This is a genomic window from Pseudomonas taeanensis MS-3 (assembly GCF_000498575.2).
Taxonomy (GTDB): domain Bacteria; phylum Pseudomonadota; class Gammaproteobacteria; order Pseudomonadales; family Pseudomonadaceae; genus Aquipseudomonas; species Aquipseudomonas taeanensis.
This window is the reverse complement of record NZ_AWSQ01000006.1, coordinates 142,418-159,571: the sequence shown is the minus strand read 5'-3', so window position 1 is coordinate 159,571 and position 17,154 is coordinate 142,418. Positions and strand designations below refer to the sequence as shown.

At 62.0% G+C, this 17,154-nt stretch carries 14 protein-coding genes; 6 read left to right on the top strand and 8 right to left on the bottom strand.

Features of this window, described 5'->3' with window-relative positions; all coding sequences use genetic code 11:
- Nucleotides 1-9 precede the first annotated feature (9 nt).
- Complete coding sequence (locus tag TMS3_RS18630; protein ID WP_029866478.1) at nucleotides 10-387, bottom strand: MGMT family protein; 378 nt, start codon at nucleotides 385-387, stop codon at nucleotides 10-12.
- 425 nt (nucleotides 388-812) lie between these two features.
- Between TMS3_RS18630 and TMS3_RS18625 the strand changes: the two genes are divergently transcribed.
- Nucleotides 813-1,817: a DUF481 domain-containing protein gene (locus tag TMS3_RS18625; RefSeq protein ID WP_025166805.1), complete on the top strand. Its 1,005-nt coding sequence runs from the start codon at nucleotides 813-815 to the stop codon at nucleotides 1,815-1,817.
- Nucleotides 1,818-1,883: 66 nt separating this feature from the next.
- Here the strand turns inward: TMS3_RS18625 and TMS3_RS18620 are convergent, their stop codons facing one another.
- Complete coding sequence (locus TMS3_RS18620; RefSeq protein ID WP_025166804.1) at nucleotides 1,884-2,642, bottom strand: SDR family oxidoreductase; 759 nt, start codon at nucleotides 2,640-2,642, stop codon at nucleotides 1,884-1,886.
- Nucleotides 2,643-2,745: 103 nt separating this feature from the next.
- Between TMS3_RS18620 and TMS3_RS18615 the strand changes: the two genes are divergently transcribed.
- The 5 genes from TMS3_RS18615 (at nucleotide 2,746) to TMS3_RS18595 (ending at nucleotide 7,100) form a co-directional block, all read left to right on the top strand.
- The gene (locus TMS3_RS18615; protein WP_025166803.1) at nucleotides 2,746-3,477 is read left to right on the top strand and encodes a HugZ family pyridoxamine 5'-phosphate oxidase; all 732 of its coding nucleotides are present in this window, start codon (nucleotides 2,746-2,748) and stop codon (nucleotides 3,475-3,477) included.
- Between the two features lie 63 nt (nucleotides 3,478-3,540).
- Nucleotides 3,541-3,990, top strand: coding sequence for an FxsA family protein (locus tag TMS3_RS18610; protein ID WP_025166802.1), 450 nt, complete (start codon nucleotides 3,541-3,543; stop codon nucleotides 3,988-3,990).
- A gap of 297 nt (nucleotides 3,991-4,287) precedes the next feature.
- A complete protein-coding gene (locus TMS3_RS18605; protein WP_010486228.1) occupies nucleotides 4,288-4,581 on the top strand; it encodes a co-chaperone GroES in 294 nt (97 codons plus the stop codon).
- A gap of 47 nt (nucleotides 4,582-4,628) precedes the next feature.
- Nucleotides 4,629-6,275 carry a chaperonin GroEL gene (gene groL, locus TMS3_RS18600; protein WP_025166801.1) on the top strand — a complete coding sequence of 549 codons (1,647 nt, stop codon included), beginning with the start codon at nucleotides 4,629-4,631 and terminating at the stop codon, nucleotides 6,273-6,275.
- A 600-nt stretch (nucleotides 6,276-6,875) separates the two neighbouring features.
- Nucleotides 6,876-7,100: a hypothetical protein gene (locus TMS3_RS18595; protein ID WP_025166800.1), complete on the top strand. Its 225-nt coding sequence runs from the start codon at nucleotides 6,876-6,878 to the stop codon at nucleotides 7,098-7,100.
- Between the two features lie 60 nt (nucleotides 7,101-7,160).
- Here TMS3_RS18595 and TMS3_RS18590 read toward each other — a convergent pair whose 3' ends face one another.
- The 6 genes from TMS3_RS18590 to TMS3_RS18565 form a co-directional block, all read right to left on the bottom strand.
- Entirely contained in the window at nucleotides 7,161-10,214 is a 3,054-nt protein-coding gene (locus TMS3_RS18590; RefSeq protein WP_025166799.1) for a multidrug efflux RND transporter permease subunit, read from the bottom strand.
- 28 nt (nucleotides 10,215-10,242) lie between these two features.
- Nucleotides 10,243-11,406 (bottom strand): efflux RND transporter periplasmic adaptor subunit, encoded by a 1,164-nt coding sequence (locus TMS3_RS18585; RefSeq protein WP_025166798.1) that lies wholly within the window; start codon nucleotides 11,404-11,406, stop codon nucleotides 10,243-10,245.
- Between the two features lie 296 nt (nucleotides 11,407-11,702).
- Entirely contained in the window at nucleotides 11,703-13,331 is a 1,629-nt protein-coding gene (locus TMS3_RS18580; RefSeq protein ID WP_025166797.1) for a methyl-accepting chemotaxis protein, read from the bottom strand.
- A 179-nt stretch (nucleotides 13,332-13,510) separates the two neighbouring features.
- Nucleotides 13,511-14,605 carry a DUF1513 domain-containing protein gene (locus tag TMS3_RS18575; RefSeq protein ID WP_025166796.1) on the bottom strand — a complete coding sequence of 365 codons (1,095 nt, stop codon included), beginning with the start codon at nucleotides 14,603-14,605 and terminating at the stop codon, nucleotides 13,511-13,513.
- A gap of 9 nt (nucleotides 14,606-14,614) precedes the next feature.
- Nucleotides 14,615-15,676, bottom strand: coding sequence for an imelysin family protein (locus TMS3_RS18570; RefSeq protein ID WP_025166795.1), 1,062 nt, complete (start codon nucleotides 15,674-15,676; stop codon nucleotides 14,615-14,617).
- A 10-nt stretch (nucleotides 15,677-15,686) separates the two neighbouring features.
- Nucleotides 15,687-17,099: a di-heme oxidoreductase family protein gene (locus TMS3_RS18565; protein WP_025166794.1), complete on the bottom strand. Its 1,413-nt coding sequence runs from the start codon at nucleotides 17,097-17,099 to the stop codon at nucleotides 15,687-15,689.
- Nucleotides 17,100-17,154 lie beyond the last annotated feature (55 nt).

The window sequence follows — 17,154 nt, the reverse complement described above, 5'->3', positions numbered from 1 at the left end:
GGCCGCACTCTAACCGCTGTGCTCCATCGGGCGCCAGCCATGTCGGCGGATATCCACCCGCTCTTTGTCGATCAACAGCCCCTCTGCCCGTAGGCGCGCGCGTTGTTCGGCGCCGGCGACACTGCCGGCCGGCAGGCTCAGGTGTCCGCTTGCTGCGATTACCCGGTGCCAGGGCAGGGTCGTGTCCTGCGGCAACTGGCTGAGGGTACGGCCGACCCAGCGTGCCGCCCGACCCAGACCGGCCAATTCGGCGAGTTGCCCGTAGCTGACCACCTTGCCAACCGGCACCTGCGCGAGTGCGATATACAGGGCCTCGCGCCGCGCCGTCTGGGGCTCATTGGCTTGCTGGGCGGCCTTTGTCAGCTCTGCGTGGGGTCCATGGATCATGTTGCTGCGTACTCTGCTGTTATCGCTGTCATGCGAGTCGCCTTGCCAGTATGGGCGGACACTGCCTGCACGGCTTACGGGGATCGTCCAGGGGCGCGCTATTATTGCAGGGCGACGGCGTGCTGGCCTGAAACTGATCGGCTCCAAGGATATCGGTCCCTTGAGTTCCGACAAGTCCCTGCGGTAGTGCGGACAGGGGGAAGCCAGGAGCCCGGCGATCAGTCGGCGGCAGTCGGGCAGCGATACTGCGAATCGTCAACGCGACCAACGGCATAAAGAACTGGGCTTCGGCTGCCACTTGAATAGCCCGGCGCTGGCCCCGTGTCGTGAACTTACCCGCACTCTGTCGGTCAATGCTTGCTCTAGTGCCGGGCTTGCAGATAATGCTCGGCCTTTCGCCCATTTTGAGCAGTTGTCGACCCTTTATGTTTTCCAGAACCTTGCTGTGCCTGGCCCTGTCAATGGCCGCCACCCCGCTCCTGGCTGATACCGTCTGGTTGAAAAACGGTGATCGCCTGACGGGCAAGATCAAATTCTTCGATGGCGGCAAGCTGCTGTTGCAGACTGAATACGGTGGCTCAATTCCCTTGGATTGGAACCAGATCGCCACCTTGGAAAGTGACCGCCAGTTGCTGATCAAGGAGAGCGCGGTCACGGGCGAAGTGGCCAAGTCTCTGCAGCCCGCCGAGTCGGGCAAGGTGATCCTGGCTAACGGCGGGGCGCCGCGGACCATCGAGCTGGCCAGCATCCAGCAGATCATGAAGCCCAAGCCGCTGGTCGAGGACTTTACCTGGAAGGGCAATCTCGACGCCGCGCTGGATTACAAGCGGGCCGAACGGGATACCGATGACTACGACATTGACCTGAAGACCAAGGCACGTCATGGCTTGTGGCGGCACAACGCCGAGGTTGGCTACGACCGTGAGTATCAGGACGGCGTAGTGGCCACGGATAACTGGAATGCCGAGTACGCCCTCGACCGCTTTCTCGATGAGCATTGGTTTTGGCAGGGGCGTGCCGAGTATGAGCGCGACAGGGTCGAGGATCTGGCGCGTCAGCGCACCCTGGGTACTGGTCCGGGCTATCAGTTCTGGGACAACGAACTGGGGGCCTTCTCCCTGGCCGGTCTGCTCAACCGCACCGACTACCAATTTGCCAATGGCGATAAGAGCAACTTCTACGCCGTGAGCATGAAGTGGGATTACAACCGCTACCTGGTGGGCAAAAGCTTCGAAATGTTCAGCAGTGGTGAGGTCGGTAAACCACTGGCCAATGTCGCTGACTACACCCTGGAAGCCGAAGTGGGTCTGCGCTACAAGGTCACTGACTGGGCTTCGTTGCATATGAAAGCCGAGAAAGACCTGGTCAGTGGCTCCGAAGGCGATCTGGACGAAACCCACTACAGCCTGGGCTTTGGCGTGGGCTGGTAATCGGTCGGTTTGCACCCAGAAAAAAGCCCTGCATATGCAGGGCTTTTTTCTGGGTCAGTGGCGTGCCTACAGGCGCAGGCCACCGTCCAGCTCGAGGATGCGACCCGTGTAGTAGTCGTTTTCCAGGATATAGGCCACCGAATGGGCGATCTCGGCCGGTTTGCCCATGCGCCGCAGAGGAATGCCGGCGGTCATCTTCTCCAGGGCTTCAGGCTTCATGCTGAGCGTCATCTCGGTCTCGATGAAGCCCGGCGCTACGCCAGCGACGCGGATGCCGTAACGGGCCAGCTCTTTGGCCCAGACTACGGTGTCGGCGGCGACGCCGGCCTTGGCCGCGGAGTAGTTGGCCTGGCCCATGTTGCCGGCGCGGGAGATCGAGGAGATGTTGACGATCGCGCCTTCATTCTTCAGCTCGATCATCTTCGCCGCCACTTCGCGGGTGCAGAGGAATACGCCGGTCAGGTTGACGTCGATTACCGCCTGCCACTGGGCCAGGCTCATCTTGTTTATCTCGCCATCCTTCACCTTGATGGTCAGACCATCGCGCAAAATGCCGGCGTTGTTCACCAGGCCATTGATGGCGCCGAAATCCTCGGCGATCTGGGCGATGGTGTGGGTCACCTGCTCTTCATTGGCGACGTTGCACAGGTAGGCGCGGGCCTCGGCGCCAAGGGCCTGACAGGCGGCCACGGCTTCGTCGAGTTTGTCCTGGTTCAGGTCGACCAGTGCCAGTTTGACGCCTTTGCCCGCCAGGTATTCGCCCATGGCGCGACCCAGGCCCTGACAGCCGCCGGTGATGATGATGACTTTGTCTTGCAGATGCATCGCGTAGCCCCTCAATGTGGTTCGTATTGCCCCGCTGGCGAGCTGAAATCGCTATTCTAGGCGCCTGTCCGTTTATGACGGATTCTTTGCGAGGAGTCATAAGGTGAGCGTGAAAGCCGGCAAGCATGCCCGAGAATTGCTACTCAAGGAATACCGTGGAGTGCTCTCCACCCACTCGAAAGCCATGCCGGGCTTTCCTTTCGGATCGGTGGTGCCTTACTGCCTGGATGCTCAGGGCTGGCCGCTGATCCTGATCAGCCGTATCGCCCAACACACCCATAATCTCAAGCTGGACAGTAAATGCTCACTGCTGGTTGGTGAGCGTGGGGCCGCGGATGTGCAGGCGGTCGGCCGCCTCACTCTGCTCGCCGAAGCGCGACAGTTGTGTGACGAGGCCGCTATCGAAGCGGCGGCCGCGCGCTATTACCGCTATTTTCCCGAGTCGCAAAACTACCATCGTGCCCATGATTTCGATTTCTGGCGGCTGGAGCCGGTACGTTGGCGCTATATCGGTGGGTTCGGCGCGATTCACTGGCTCGATCAGGTGGCGCTGGCCAATGAGTTTGCCGGCGAGCCGGAAGTGGCCATGCTCGAGCATATGAACGCTGACCACGTCAGTGCCATCGCGCATTACGTCGCGTTGGCCGGCCTGCCGACGCACCTGCCAGCGCAACTGGCGGGCATAGACCACGAAGGGTTTCACCTGCGTATCGGTCAGGGCCTGCACTGGCTGGCCTTTCCAACATTCTGTAACAGTCCTGGCGAGGTGCGCCAAGCCTTGGTGCAGCTGGCTCGCGCAGAGACTTGGCCGACCAGCGGCGGTGTTGCGCCTTGAATTAAGCGCAATGCACCCTATCTCACTCTTATTGGAAGCCTTTCTTCCGCGAAGGATGTTTTGATGCGTGTTTTCCTGTTGTTGTTTCTGCTGTTCCCGGTCATCGAACTGGCATTGCTGATCAAGGTTGGCAGTGCGATTGGCGTGCTGCCCACTCTGCTGCTGGTGATAGGTACGGCAATTCTCGGCAGCGTGTTACTGCGGATTGCGGGCGTGGCCACCGCTTGGCGCGCCCGGGAGAAGCTGGCCCGTGGCGAGCTGCCCGAGCAAGAAGTGATCGAGGGCCTGTTTATCGCAATCGGCGGAGGCTTGTTGTTGTTGCCGGGCTTTATCAGCGACATCTTCGGTGTGCTCTGTCTGATTCCCTTCACCCGCCGCTTGTTGGTTAGCAAGGTGCGCCAGCGCGCCCAGGAACAGGCCATGCGCCAGCGGGCCTTTGCCGATGATCTGGCCGCACGCTCAGGTCAGACCCGGCCGAATGTACTGGAAGGTGAATACGAGCGTCGCGACTAGCCGCAACTTGCTTGAGCCCCGTTCGACTTCGGTGTGTTGCCCCGTTGTGTCTGCGCGCCTGGTGGCGGCCGCCACTGCACCAGGAACGGGGGCTAACGCGGCTAAAAAAAATCACCCTTTACCCTTGAAATCCCCTTGTGCGCCCTTATGTAGCGGTCACCGCAAGGTTTTCTGTCGGATTCGACAGAACAGACTTCAGCGTTGTGCCTGGCACAGCGCAACCGGCACTGCCGGATTTTGCTAACCCGCTGGTGAAGACACCAGCCGATGTAACCAACCTATTGGGAGAGATCGACAATGAAGCTTCGTCCTCTGCATGACCGCGTCGTGATCCGTCGCAGCGAAGAAGAAACCAAAACCGCAGGCGGCATCGTGCTGCCGGGTTCCGCTGCCGAAAAGCCGAATCAGGGCGAAATCGTCGCTGTGGGCACCGGTCGCGTGCTGGACAACGGCGAAGTCCGTGCGCTGGCCGTCAAGGTCGGTGACAAAGTGGTATTCGGCCCTTACTCCGGCAGCAACACCGTCAAGGTTGACGGCGAAGACCTGCTGGTGATGGGCGAAAGCGAAATTCTCGCTGTCGTCGAAGCCTGATTCCCGCGAATTTCCGTTTAACCGTAAAGAATTGAGGATCAAATTCCATGGCTGCTAAAGAAGTCAAATTCGGCGACTCCGCCCGTAAGAAAATGCTGGCCGGTGTAAACGTCCTGGCCGACGCGGTAAAAGCGACCCTCGGCCCGAAAGGCCGCAACGTGATCATCGAGAAGAGCTACGGCGCTCCGACCATCACCAAGGACGGCGTTTCCGTTGCCAAAGAAATCGAGCTGAAAGATCGCTTCGAGAACATGGGCGCTCAGCTGGTTAAAGACGTTGCTTCGCGTGCCAACGACGACGCTGGCGACGGCACCACCACCGCTACCGTTCTGGCGCAGTCGATCGTCAACGAAGGCCTGAAAGCCGTCGCTGCCGGCATGAACCCGATGGACCTGAAGCGCGGCATCGACAAGGCGACCATCGCCATCGTCAAAGAGATCAAGGCCCTGTCCAAGCCATGCGCTGACACCAAGGCCATCGCTCAGGTCGGCACCATCTCCGCCAACTCCGACAGCTCCATCGGCGACATCATTGCCGAAGCCATGGAAAAAGTCGGTAAAGAAGGCGTGATCACCGTTGAAGAAGGTTCGGGCCTGGAAAACGAGCTGTCGGTTGTTGAAGGCATGCAGTTCGACCGTGGCTACCTGTCCCCGTACTTCATCAACAAGCCGGACACCATGGTCGCCGAGCTGGAAAGCCCGCTGATCCTGCTGGTCGACAAGAAGATCTCCAACATCCGCGAAATGCTGCCGGTGCTGGAAGCTGTCGCCAAAGCTGGCCGTCCGCTGCTGATCGTCGCCGAAGACGTCGAGGGCGAAGCCCTGGCGACTCTGGTGGTGAACAACATGCGTGGCATCGTCAAAGTCGCTGCCGTCAAGGCACCCGGCTTCGGTGATCGCCGTAAGGCCATGCTGCAGGACATCGCCGTTCTGACCGGCGGTACCGTGATTTCCGAAGAAATCGGCCTGAGCCTGGAAAGCGCGACTTTGGAGCACCTGGGTAACGCCAAGCGTGTGATCCTGAGCAAGGAAAATACCACCGTCATCGACGGTGCTGGTGTTCACGCCGATATCGAATCGCGCGTTCTGCAGATCCGTAAGCAGATCGAAGACACCTCTTCGGATTACGACAAAGAGAAGCTGCAAGAGCGTCTGGCCAAACTGGCTGGCGGTGTTGCCGTGATCAAGGTCGGTGCTGGCACCGAAGTCGAAATGAAAGAGAAGAAAGCCCGCGTTGAAGACGCCCTGCACGCCACCCGTGCTGCCGTCGAAGAAGGCGTTGTACCTGGCGGCGGTGTTGCCCTGGTACGTGCTCTGCAAGCCATCGAAGGCCTGAAGGGCGAGAATGACGACCAGGACGTCGGTATTGCTCTGCTGCGCCGCGCTGTAGAGGCGCCGATGCGCCAGATCGTCGCCAACGCTGGCGATGAGCCGAGCGTCGTGGTTGACAAGGTCAAGCAAGGTTCGGGCAACTATGGCTACAACGCTGCAACTGGCGTCTACGGCGACATGATCGAGATGGGTATTCTCGATCCGGCCAAAGTGACCCGTTCGGCTCTGCAGGCAGCAGCTTCCATCGCCAGCCTGATGATCACCACCGAAGCGATGATCGCCGAAGTGGCTGATGACAAAGCGCCAGCCATGCCTGATATGGGTGGCATGGGCGGCATGGGCGGTATGGGCGGTATGATGTAAGCCACCCGGCTCCCTGAGCTGTACTAAAAAACCCCGCGCTTGCCGCGGGGTTTTTTTATGTCCGCTCTTTGTGTCCGGGGTTGTATGTGGGAAGTCGGGTACGCCACTTGCTTAACTATTTCAGCGTTATCGGGTTGTTGCACGTAGTTGGGCTGATTTGAGTTGCGTCAGCGTCCGCTCGTCGGGCTATTGGTTTCACTGATAGGCGTTCTGGCACGTGGATATCCGCTGAGGGCTAGGGGTTTGCTGGCTTATTTACGGCGACATTCTGCTGGCCAGGGTCTGCTCCGTGCTGCGGTAAGGCGACGACCTAACCGGGTACATGGTTGACTGTTGGGTGTTACTGCGGCGCCGCTATCTGGTGCGCCGATACGCCATGGCATGTCTGTGGGGGAGTCGGCGGAACTATTTGAGTGCGGTGTTGTTCCAAGCCTGCTGGCATTCGCGAGCACTCGGTGAGCGTGCACAACACGGCTGCTGGCCGAGTAGTCGACGAATCAGCTGTAGGCGTTGCCGTTCGTCGCTGAAATCGACGCTGTGGTACTCAGTGATCTAGGGTTAGCAAACAGCGTTTGGCAGCGCTATCAAGAGGTTGCAGTAATGAAGCTAGAAATCGCACGAAGTTTGTTTCTTGTCGCAGCGCTCGGCGTTGCCTCGCTCGCGGTGGCCGCCTGGCAAGAGCCCGGCGTGGAGGTTTTGACCCACAACGGCCTCGGCTACTGCCCGCTGCCGCCACAGGCGCAGTTGGCCCCGCAGTTACGGCCGGACCAGGACCTGTTGTTGTTCATGTTCGGTCTGTCCCAGGGCATGGGGCCTCAGGGCTGAGGTGAGTACCCAGGCCAAAAAAAGCCCCGCTGAGTTGCGGGGCTTTTTCATGGTGGCGGCTCAGTGTTCGGCGGCAAGTTGCCCAGTCGGTTGCGGATCGGGCTTGGCCAACAAGCTGTACACGCACGGCAAGACGAACAGGGTGAACAGGGTACCCACCGACATGCCGGTGGCGATCACCAGGCCAATGTCGAAGCGACTGACCGCACCGGCACCGCTAGCGAGAATCAACGGGACCATGCCGAAGACCATGGCGGCGGTGGTCATCAGCACCGGGCGCAGGCGAATCGACGCGGCCTCCTCGACGGCGGCGCGGCGCGACAAGCCTTTCTCGCGGCGCAGTTGATTGGCGAACTCGACGATCAGAATCCCATGCTTGGTGATCAGGCCGATCAGTGTGACCAGCCCGACCTGGGTGTAGATGTTCATGCTGGACAGGCCGAGGAACAACGGGATCAGCGCGCCACAGATCGACAGCGGCACGGTCACCAGAATCACCAGCGGATCGCGGAAGCTCTCGAACTGCGCGGCCAGCACCAGGAAGATCAGCGCCAACGCCAGACCGAAGGTCAGGTACAGCGCGCTGCCTTCCTGCACGAACTGGCGCGCGGCGCCGGCGTAGTCGAAGGCATAGCCCTGTGGCGCTTCCTCGACGGCGATCTGCTGCAGGGTGTCAATGGCTTCGCCCATGCTGACAATCGGCACGCCCTGGATGATTGCCGAGTTGAGCTGCTGGAACTGGTTCAGCTGAGTCGGTCGGGCGCGGTCGCTGACCGTGATCAGGGTCGACAGGGGCAGCATCTCGCCGCTCTTGCTCTTCACGTAATAACTGCCGAGCCAGCCCGGGTTGTCACGGTAGGCACGTTCGACCTGGGCGATTACCTTGTAGCTGCGGCCTTCGATGGTGAAGCGGTTGATCTCGCCCTCGCCGAGCAGGCTGGCCAGAGTCGAGCCGAGGTCCTGCATCGACACGTCCATCTGCGCGGCTTTCTGCCTATCGATCTCGACCACCACTTCCGGCTTGTCGAAGGCCAGGTCGATGTCGAGGAAGGCGAATTTGCCCGACTCCAGTGCGCGCTGCTTGATCTTCTCCGTCACCTGCAACAGCGACTCGTAGTCGTTGGGCGTGTTGATCACGAACTGGAAGGGCAGGCCCTGGCCGGTGCCGGGCAGGGAGGGCAGATTGAAGCCGAAGATCTGCAGGCCGGGTATCTGCGCCAGGCGCCCCTGCACCTCGGGGAGCAGTTCCATCTGGGTGCGTTCGCGGTCGTTCCACGGTGACAGCAGGAAGCCGCCAATACCCGACTGCACGCCGTTGAAACCGTTGATCTGGAACGACGAGTAGTACTCGGGGAACTCCTTGAAGATCGCCACGAACTCATCGGTGTACTTGTTCAGGTACTCGATGTTGGTCGGTTGTGGGGCGCTGGCCATCATGAAGATGATCCCCTGGTCTTCCTCTGGCGCCAGTTCACTCTGGGTGAAGTTGAGCAGCACGGGAATCAGCGCCATGACGATGAGGGCGAACACCACGACCACCGGGCGCGTCTCCAGGGTGCCGTGCAGGGCGCGCTGGTAGCGGCGCTTGAGTTTATCGAAGATCAGGTCGAGGCGGTGCGCCAGTCCTGAGGGGTTCTCGTCGTGGCGCAGCAGCTTGGCACACATCATCGGCGACAGCGTCAGGGCGACGATACCGGAGATGATCACGGCGCCGGCCAGGGTCAGGGCGAACTCCTTGAACAGCGCGCCGGTGAGGCCTTCGAGGAAGCCGATCGGCGCGTAGACCGCGGCCAGGGTGATGGTCATCGACACCACCGGCACGGCGATCTCGCGTGCGCCTTCGATGGCGGCATCGAACGGCGTCTTGCCTTCTTCGATATGCCGGTGGATGTTCTCCACCACGACGATGGCGTCGTCCACCACCAGACCGATGGCCAGTACCATGGCCAGCAAGGTCAGCAGATTGATCGAGTAGCCCATCAGCTGCATGAAGAACAACACGCCGATCATCGACAGCGGAATAGTGATCACCGGAATCAGCACCGAGCGCAGCGCGCCGAGGAACAGGAACACCACTACGATAACGATCAGCACTGCCTCGAACAGGGTCTTCACCACCTCGTCGATCGAGGCCTGGATAAACAGCGTGGCGTCGTAGGCGATGGAGACCTTGAGATTGGGCGGCAGCTGGGCTTCCAGCTCCGGCATGAGCCTGCGTACTTCCTTGATCACGTCCAGCGGGTTGGCGCCCGGCGTGCCCTTAACGCCGATATACACCGAAGGAATGCCATCGAACGAACTGACCGAGTCGTAGTTCTCCGCGCCCATCTCCACCCGTGCCACGTCGCGAATCAGTACCCGGCTGTCACCGACGGTTTTCAGCGGGATGGCGGCGAAGGCTTCGGCGGATTTCAGGTCGGTTTCGGCGTTGATGCTGGTGACCACATATTCGCCCTTCACTTCGCCGGCGGCGGCGAGGAAGTTGTACTCGCGCACGGCGTCGTTGACGTCACTGGCGGTGACGCCATAGGCCGCCAGCTTCACCGGGTCGAGCCACAGACGCATGGCGAACACCTGATTGCCGAGAATTTCCGCCTCGGCCATGCCGGGCAGAGTGGCCAGCTTGGGCTGAATGACCCGCGACAGGTAGTCGGTGATCTGCGGATTGGACAGCTGCTCGCTGTAGAAGCTGATGTACATCAGCGCCGAGGCGTCGGCGGCCTCCTTGGACAGCACCGGGTCTTCGGCATCCTGCGGCAGCTGGTTCTTCACCTCGTTGGCCTTGGCCAGCAGTTCGGTGAACAAACGGTCGCTGTCGGCGCCGATGCGCGCGTAGATGGAGATGATCGACACGTTCTGCCGACTGACCGAGGTCATGTAATCGATGCCGTCGGCACTGGCCAGGCTCTGCTGCAGTGGCTGGGTGATGTAGCCCTGAATGGTTTCGGCGTTGGCCCCGGGGTAGGCGGTGGTCACCGTGATCAGGGCGTTTTCCAGCTGCGGGTATTGGCGGATGGTCAGTTTGCTGAAGGCCTGCAGGCCAAGCAGGATGATCAGCAGGCTGACCACGGTCGCCAGCACCGGCCGGCGGATGAAGGGATCGGTAAAAGCCATAGGTAAGTTCCTTTACGCCCGTGTCGGCTTATTGCGCGACACTGGGCTGGCTGGCTGTATTGGCTGTATTGGCTGTATTGACCGGGGCTTCGGCGAGAGTGACGTGGGCGCCGTTATCCAGCTTGAGCTGGCCGGCGGTGACTACCCGCTCGCCGGCCTGCAAGCCCTTGAGGATCACCACTTGCCCCTCACGGCGTTCACCGGTTTCGACGAAGCGACGTTCCACGACGAGTTGGGCTTGTCCCTGCTGATCTTTGCCCTCCTGGCCGTCCGGGTCTGTTTTCTCCCCTATTACGTAAACCGAGTTGCCGTAGAGGGTGTAGGTGATAGCGGTTTCCGGCACCACGACCCGACTGCTCTCACCCGGCAGGAGGACCTCCAGGTTGGCGAACATGCCCGGTAGCAGTTTGTCGTCGGGATTATCCAGCTGGGCGCGTACCTGGACGTTGCGCGTAGTCTCTTCGACCTTGGGATTGATCGCGGCAATCTGTCCCTCGAACACTTCGCCCGGGTAGGCCGTGACGCTGAAGCGCACATGCTCGCCGACGGTCAGTTGCGGCACGACCTGCTCGGGCAGGAAAAAGTCGACGTAGAGCCTGGACAGGTCCTGCAGGGTGGCGATGGGAGTGCCGGGCGACAGGTAGTCGCCGAGGTCCACCTGGCGGATGCCGATGGTGCCGGCGAAGGGTGCGAGGATGCGTTTCTTCGCCAGTTGCGCTTGCAGCTGGGCGACGCTGGCGTTGGCCTTTTGCAACTCGGCGGAGAGGCTGTCGAAGGCGCTCTTGGAAATGTTCTGCCGGCTGACCAGGCTGCGTCCGCGTTCGAACTCGACACGGGCCAGGCCTCTTTCGGCTTCTGAGGTCGCCAGGATGGCCCGCTCGACCTCGCTGTCCATCTGCAGCAGCGGCTGGTCGCGTGCGACCTTTTCGCCAGAGTTGAACAATACTTCGCGGACAATGCCACCGACTTCCACGGTCAGGTCAATGCCCTGGAAGGCTTTGAGTGTGCCGATGGCCGGCAAGCGGCTCTGCCACGGACGTTCCACGGCCTGATCTGCGGCCACGCTGATAGCCGGTTGCGGCTGCGAGAACTGTTGGACCTGTTGGTAAATGGACCAGCCTTTATAGGCGGCGAGGGCGAGCACCACGAGGGCTACGACGCCCAGCATGATCAGCATGCGGCGGAGCAACATATTCCGGTTCCTTGGCAAGACAAATGGGGGCCTGGGAATAGGCAAGGAAAGCACCTTAGTACCCTGGCCGAAACAAGTCAAAACGGCGCTTTATCGAGAAATTTCCGAGCACTATTTTGCTGCTGAAATGCCTGGTCAGCCAGTGGCCTTGAGTCTGCATGCCGGCGCTTCGTCGCAGGTTCGAGGCGAGTGACAGGAGGGGGGGGCGTGCGCGCAGATAAGCGTGAGGGAGGCGGGTACAGGCGGCGCTGGAGACGCAGGGATACTGCCCCCGTGAGCGGGGGCAGTGGCGGGGGTTACGCGCTCAGACGTCGGGTGACTTCGCTGAGTTGGCTGGACAGTTCGTTGAGGTTCTGGCTGGCGACTTCGGTACGCTGGACATTTTCCTGGTTGGTGGTGGCGATTGCGGTGATTTCGGTGAGGTTGCGCGAAATGTCTTCGGCTACCGAGGTCTGCTCTTCGGCAGCCGTGGCGATCTGCCGATTCATGTCGCGAATCGCCTCCACTGCTTGGGTTATGCGCTGCAGCATGACTCCGGCCTCGGTCACCTGCTCGACGCCCTCATCACTGCGGCTCTGGCCGCTTTCGATGGCGCGCACGGCATTTACCGCGCCGGTCTGCACCGTGTCGATGATCTGGTGAATCTCGGCAGTGGACTCGGCGGTGCGCTGGGCCAGGGTACGCACTTCATCGGCGACCACGGCGAAACCACGGCCGGCTTCGCCGGCGCGTGCGGCCTCGATGGCGGCGTTGAGGGCCAGCAGATTGGTCTGGTCGGCAATGCCGCGGATCACTTCGAGTACCTTGCCGATGCGCCCGCTGTCCGTTTCCAGGCGGCGGATCACCTCGGCGGTGTTGGCAATCTCACCGCGCATAGCAGTGATAGAACTGATGGTCGACTGCATGACCTGCCCGCCTTGCTGTGAGGAGCGGTCGGCGTCGTCTGCCGCGCCGGCTGCTTCGGCGGCGTGACGCGCGACTTCCTGGGCGGTGGCGGACATCTGGTTCATTGCCGTGGCCACTTGGTCGGTGCGCGAGAATTGCTCGCGGGTGCCTTGCGCCATCAGGGTGGCAATGGTGTTCAGGTCGCCGCTGGCGCTGTCCAGATTAGCTGTGCTGCGCTGCAAGCGGGTGAAGGTATCGGCGAGAAAGTCGCGCAAGGTATTGGCGGCAACCGCCAGGTGACCGAGCTCGTCTTGACGGCTGGTATCGACCTGTTGGCCGAAGTTGCCGCGGCTCAGCTGGGTAATGTGCTTGATCAGCTCGCGGATCGGATTGATCAGGCTGCGGTTGATCAGCCATAGGCTGAACAGTCCCACGGCCAGGCTGGACAGCAGCATCACCGCAAAACCGATTTGCAGTGTGCGGTCGGCCGCGGCGCTGATCGTCGCCGACTGTGTCAGGCCTTGTTCGCCGAGCTGTTGCACCAATGCGCTCATCTGTTCGCTGGCCGCCCGGTCGATGCCTTTGACCGCTGCATCGCCAGCGGTCGGGTCGGCGCCCGCCGCGACAAAGGCGTCGTAGCCCTGGCGATAGGCACGGCCCATGCTCTGGTGCTCGTTGCGCAGTTGCTCGACCTGGCTTTTCAGTCCGACAATCTGTTGGCTCTCGGCGACCGCGATCAGTTGCCCCAGCACAGCCTGAACCGTGCTTTCCTGAGCCTGGAAACGCCCCCAGTACTTATCCAGGTCAGCCGGATTCTTGCCGCGCAACAGGACGTTCTTCCATTCCTGGACCTGGGTTTTGAATTCGACGTTGGCACTGTCCACCAGTCGTGACGCGTGCAATGTACCGTTGACCAGTCCGCGGTACGAGTCGATGCCATTGGAGAGAAAACTGAAGCTGGCCAGCGCGACCAACAGAACCAGCAGCAGGCTGCTGCCCAGCAGGGTGAGAATCTGTGCGCGTAGTGAGCTTTTTAACATGGTCTATGCCTCATCGTGCCGAAGGAAGTCAGTACCCGAGCCGTCAGGTTATCGAGGCGTTATGACTTCCGTGTGAGGCGAACGCGGCGCGGGGTACTGTTAGGCAAGATGTCGGCGCCGCGCCCCTGTTCTTGAGCGTAGGTTTGCTCTTGTTGCACGTAAGTTGTTGAAAAGACTGATTAGGCGAGGCGCAGATGGTTGTCCCACAGGCCTGCCGGCAGCTGCAACGGCTGGGTCAGAATGCGCTCGCCGCGGCAATCATAGCGGCGACAGCGGCCAATGCCGGAGCTGACCACGAAGCCCTCGGCTATCGCGCCGACGCCGGCGCAGTCGGGTAGCGCGGCGTCCATGCGTAGCTCGGCACTGTCCAGGTCCCAGATGAACACCCGGTTGCCGCGCGGCGCGGTCAGTGCCAGCAGGCGAAGCTCGCTGTGGATCGCCACGCTGGCGGTGTACTGGTGCATCGCCAGGCGTTGCGCCTCGGCCAGGGGGAAGGGCTGAAAAGCTTGTCCGGGGCGCTTGATGGCCAGCAGGGGTACCGTGTCGCCGGCTTCACCCATGTATTGCTGGCCGCTGACAACCGTGCCGTCGCTGGCGACCGCGAGGTGGCGCACGCTGTTCATGGGTTCGGCTAGCTGCTCTTTGCTGAGCAGTGTGCCGTCACGCTTGAGCAGGACCAGGCTGGATTCCATGCTGTCGAGGTTCATTTCCACCCGGCTGTCGGCCTCAGTGCGGATACCGCCGTTGGCCACCACCAGGGTTTCGCCATCGGGCAGCCACAGCAGTTGGTGGGGGCCGAGGCCGTGGCTCGACAACTCAGCGTCGCGTCGCAGCCGCTGGCCCTCCAGGCGATAGACGCCAATCACCCCACGACCGGGGTCGGAGGTATCGTTTTCGGTGGCGTACAGCCAATCGCCGCTGGCGTGGAATACCGCGTGGCCGTAGAAGTGCCGCTGGGGCGGTGAGTGCAGGGTTTGCAGCAGGCGGCCATCGCGGGTGTCGATCAGATAGCTCTGGGTACTGGGCCGGCGGCCGACGAACAGCGCCAGCGACAGGCTCGGGTGCGCCACCACATCGTGGCAGCGCTCGTCGACCCGGGTAGCGAAGACCTGGCTGCCGTCCAGGCGGAACCCTACTACATAGTGCTTACCGGCAGCGTCGTTGCGCGCGGACAGGAGCAGCGGCTGCTGGCCATGCTGGGCCAGTGTCCAGCCACCCAAGGCGCTGGCGGCTAGCGTCGCGGCCGCAAGGCCGATAAAGGCTCTACGCTTCATGGTCACGCGCTAGTCACCATCGTGGGAGTTGAAGCCCAGCTGGATGCCGAGACTTTTTGCCAGCTCGGCCTCATGCAGGCGATGCAGGGTGCCCAGGCTGTCGTACAACGCATTCAGCTCGGCTCGTCCGTTGTCATCGCCAAGCAGCTCGCTCAATGGCCGTTGCAGGGCCGCGAGGCGCTGGCGCGTGTCGGTGTAGGCGGCGTCGATGCGCTGTCCCAGCTCGCTCTGTTCCTGAGTCAGCAGGCTCTGGATGCCATCTTGTTCGGCGCCGAGCCAGATCCGTTCGGCGCTGGCCAGGCTGGCGGCCAGATTGGCCAGGCTGGCGTTGCTGCGCCAGGCTTCGGCCTGGTAAGGCTGTGGTGTGCCCTTGGTCTGCCGGCCGAGTGGGGTGCCGAGTTTCTTTTTCAGACCATCGAGGGCGTTGACCTGCGTGCGCAGCAACTCAGCCACGGCTTCCGGGGCGTCGGCGAAGCGGGTGTTCGGGAAGTTTTTCAGCTGGGCGGCCATGCCGTCTGCGGCCTGCCACTGGCTGAGGATGTCGCTCGCCAGCGCTTGCTGGTGCTGACCGATGGCCACGATCAGCGGGCAGTAACGGGTTTTCTGCGCGGTTTCGCCGAGGTCGATGGCCGGATCGAACAGCACGTATTCATAGGCGGTCAGACCTTGGACGACCACGCTGGATTTATCCAGGTCGGCCGGGCTCAGCTGTGGCTTGCTCTTGATCAGGCCTTCGACCTGACGCGCCACCAGGTTTTTCTTGTCCGGCCAGAACTGCACCTGCCAGGCGCGGTTGCCCTCAGCCAGAGGGCCGATGAGCAGGGGTTGCAGTGCGGACCAGGCACTTTGCGCGGTGACGAAGGCCTGACGTGCTTCGGCCACTGTTTGCTCGCCGGCACAGAAGGCCTGACCGCTGGCGGCCAATTGCCGGTCGGCCTCAACCCAGGTGCTGTAAGCCGGCAGCAGCACGCCATCGGTCAGGGCTGTGCTGATTTGCTGCTGCGGGTCGGTGGGGGTACAGGCGCTGAGCGCCAGGCCCAGCAGGGCGAGGGTAAGTGGCGAACGAATCATGCGTGGCTCCTTACAGCGAGTTCAAGAACGCCAAGAGCGCGCTGCGCTCTTCGGCAGTGAAGGTGAGGACCTGTTGCTTGGCCGCTTCGGCTTCGCCGCCGTGCCAGAGAATGGCCTCCAGCAGATTACGCGCGCGGCCGTCATGCAGGAACTGGGTATGACCGTTGACCGCCTCGGTCAGACCGATGCCCCACAGCGGTGGGGTACGCCACTCGCGGCCGCTGGCCAGGAACTCTTCGCGATTATCGGCCAGGCCCTCGCCCATGTCGTGCAGCAGCAGGTCGCTGTAGGGGCGGATCAATTGCTTGGCCAGTTCGGGTTCGGCTGCCTCGGCGGCGGTGGTGAAGCTAGGTGCATGGCATTTCTGGCAGCCGGCCTGGTGGAACAGGCCCTTGCCATTCAGGACCTGCGCCGAGTCGACATCGCGGCGGGCCGGCACGGCCAGGTTACGGGTGTAGAACAGCACGCTGGCGAGCAGCTCTTGGCTGACTTCGGGTTCGCCGCCGTTGACCGCCTTACGACATGCGGTTTGCCATGCCGTGCAGTCATCGCTTGCCATCAGGCTGCTGGTCAAACCCATGTCACCGGCAAAGGCGTGCGCGTTCTGCTGGTTCAGGTTGGGTTGTCCCGCCTTCCAGCCGAAGCGCCCGAGTACGGTCTTTTCCCGCACATCGTCCCAGACCCGATTGGGCCGTCCGGAAATACCATCCTCGTCGGCGTCGTCCGGGTCGGCATGAGCCAACAGTGCGCTTTCGGGAATGGCTTCGAGCAGGCCGAGGCCGATCATCGGCGGGGCGACCCGCGCGGAGAATAAGGTCTGCGGGTGCATGGGGCCGTAGCCTAACTGGCTGATTTGCAGCGTCGGCTGGCGCAGCTCGACCTGGCTGCCGTCGGCGAAGTGCACGGCGAGCGGGCTGTAGCTGATGCGCACCTTGCCTTCGGGGGGAACGCCAGGGTTGGCCATGTCCTGCAACTGACCGCCGTAATTCGGTTCGGGAACCACGCCGAGACGTTGCAGCGTTTCGGTGTGCTCGACTGTGGCCGGCACCGACAGGCGTACCAGCATGGAGGCGGCGCTGAGCGCGCCCGGGCCAGGCGGGTGGCCGCGACCGTCCTTGATATGACAGTTCTGGCAGGCATTGGTGTTGAACAGAGGGCCCAGGCCGTCGCGTGCGATGGTGGTCGAGGGGGCGATAACCCAGGGGTTGCGGAAGAAGCTGTTACCGACGCTGAAGTCCAGACGGCGCAGCGGAGAGAGATTTGCCGAGGGCAGCGAGAAGGCGTTGTGGTCGCGCTTGAATACCGTGGCGCTACCGGCGGAAAGGGCTTCGCCTGGTTCGGCCTGGGTGAAGCGCGGCGCCTGGTCACAGGCAGCCAGGGCCAAGGCCAGAAGGGGCAGCAGGCGACGAGACAGCGCAAGCATCGACAAATATCCGCGACAGCAATTTCGAGGCGAGCAAGCTTATCAGTTTGGCTGA

Coding starts and splice junctions, on each gene's coding strand:
- TMS3_RS18630 (WP_029866478.1), bottom strand. CDS start 387: ATGATCCATGGACCCCACGCAGAGCTGACAAAGGCCGCCCAGCAAGCC.
- TMS3_RS18625 (WP_025166805.1), top strand. CDS start 813: ATGTTTTCCAGAACCTTGCTGTGCCTGGCCCTGTCAATGGCCGCCACC.
- TMS3_RS18620 (WP_025166804.1), bottom strand. CDS start 2,642: ATGCATCTGCAAGACAAAGTCATCATCATCACCGGCGGCTGTCAGGGC.
- TMS3_RS18610 (WP_025166802.1), top strand. CDS start 3,541: ATGCGTGTTTTCCTGTTGTTGTTTCTGCTGTTCCCGGTCATCGAACTG.
- TMS3_RS18605 (WP_010486228.1), top strand. CDS start 4,288: ATGAAGCTTCGTCCTCTGCATGACCGCGTCGTGATCCGTCGCAGCGAA.
- groL (WP_025166801.1), top strand. CDS start 4,629: ATGGCTGCTAAAGAAGTCAAATTCGGCGACTCCGCCCGTAAGAAAATG.
- TMS3_RS18595 (WP_025166800.1), top strand. CDS start 6,876: ATGAAGCTAGAAATCGCACGAAGTTTGTTTCTTGTCGCAGCGCTCGGC.
- TMS3_RS18590 (WP_025166799.1), bottom strand. CDS start 10,214: ATGGCTTTTACCGATCCCTTCATCCGCCGGCCGGTGCTGGCGACCGTG.
- TMS3_RS18585 (WP_025166798.1), bottom strand. CDS start 11,406: ATGTTGCTCCGCCGCATGCTGATCATGCTGGGCGTCGTAGCCCTCGTG.
- TMS3_RS18580 (WP_025166797.1), bottom strand. CDS start 13,331: ATGTTAAAAAGCTCACTACGCGCACAGATTCTCACCCTGCTGGGCAGC.
- TMS3_RS18575 (WP_025166796.1), bottom strand. CDS start 14,605: ATGAAGCGTAGAGCCTTTATCGGCCTTGCGGCCGCGACGCTAGCCGCC.
- TMS3_RS18570 (WP_025166795.1), bottom strand. CDS start 15,676: ATGATTCGTTCGCCACTTACCCTCGCCCTGCTGGGCCTGGCGCTCAGC.
- TMS3_RS18565 (WP_025166794.1), bottom strand. CDS start 17,099: ATGCTTGCGCTGTCTCGTCGCCTGCTGCCCCTTCTGGCCTTGGCCCTG.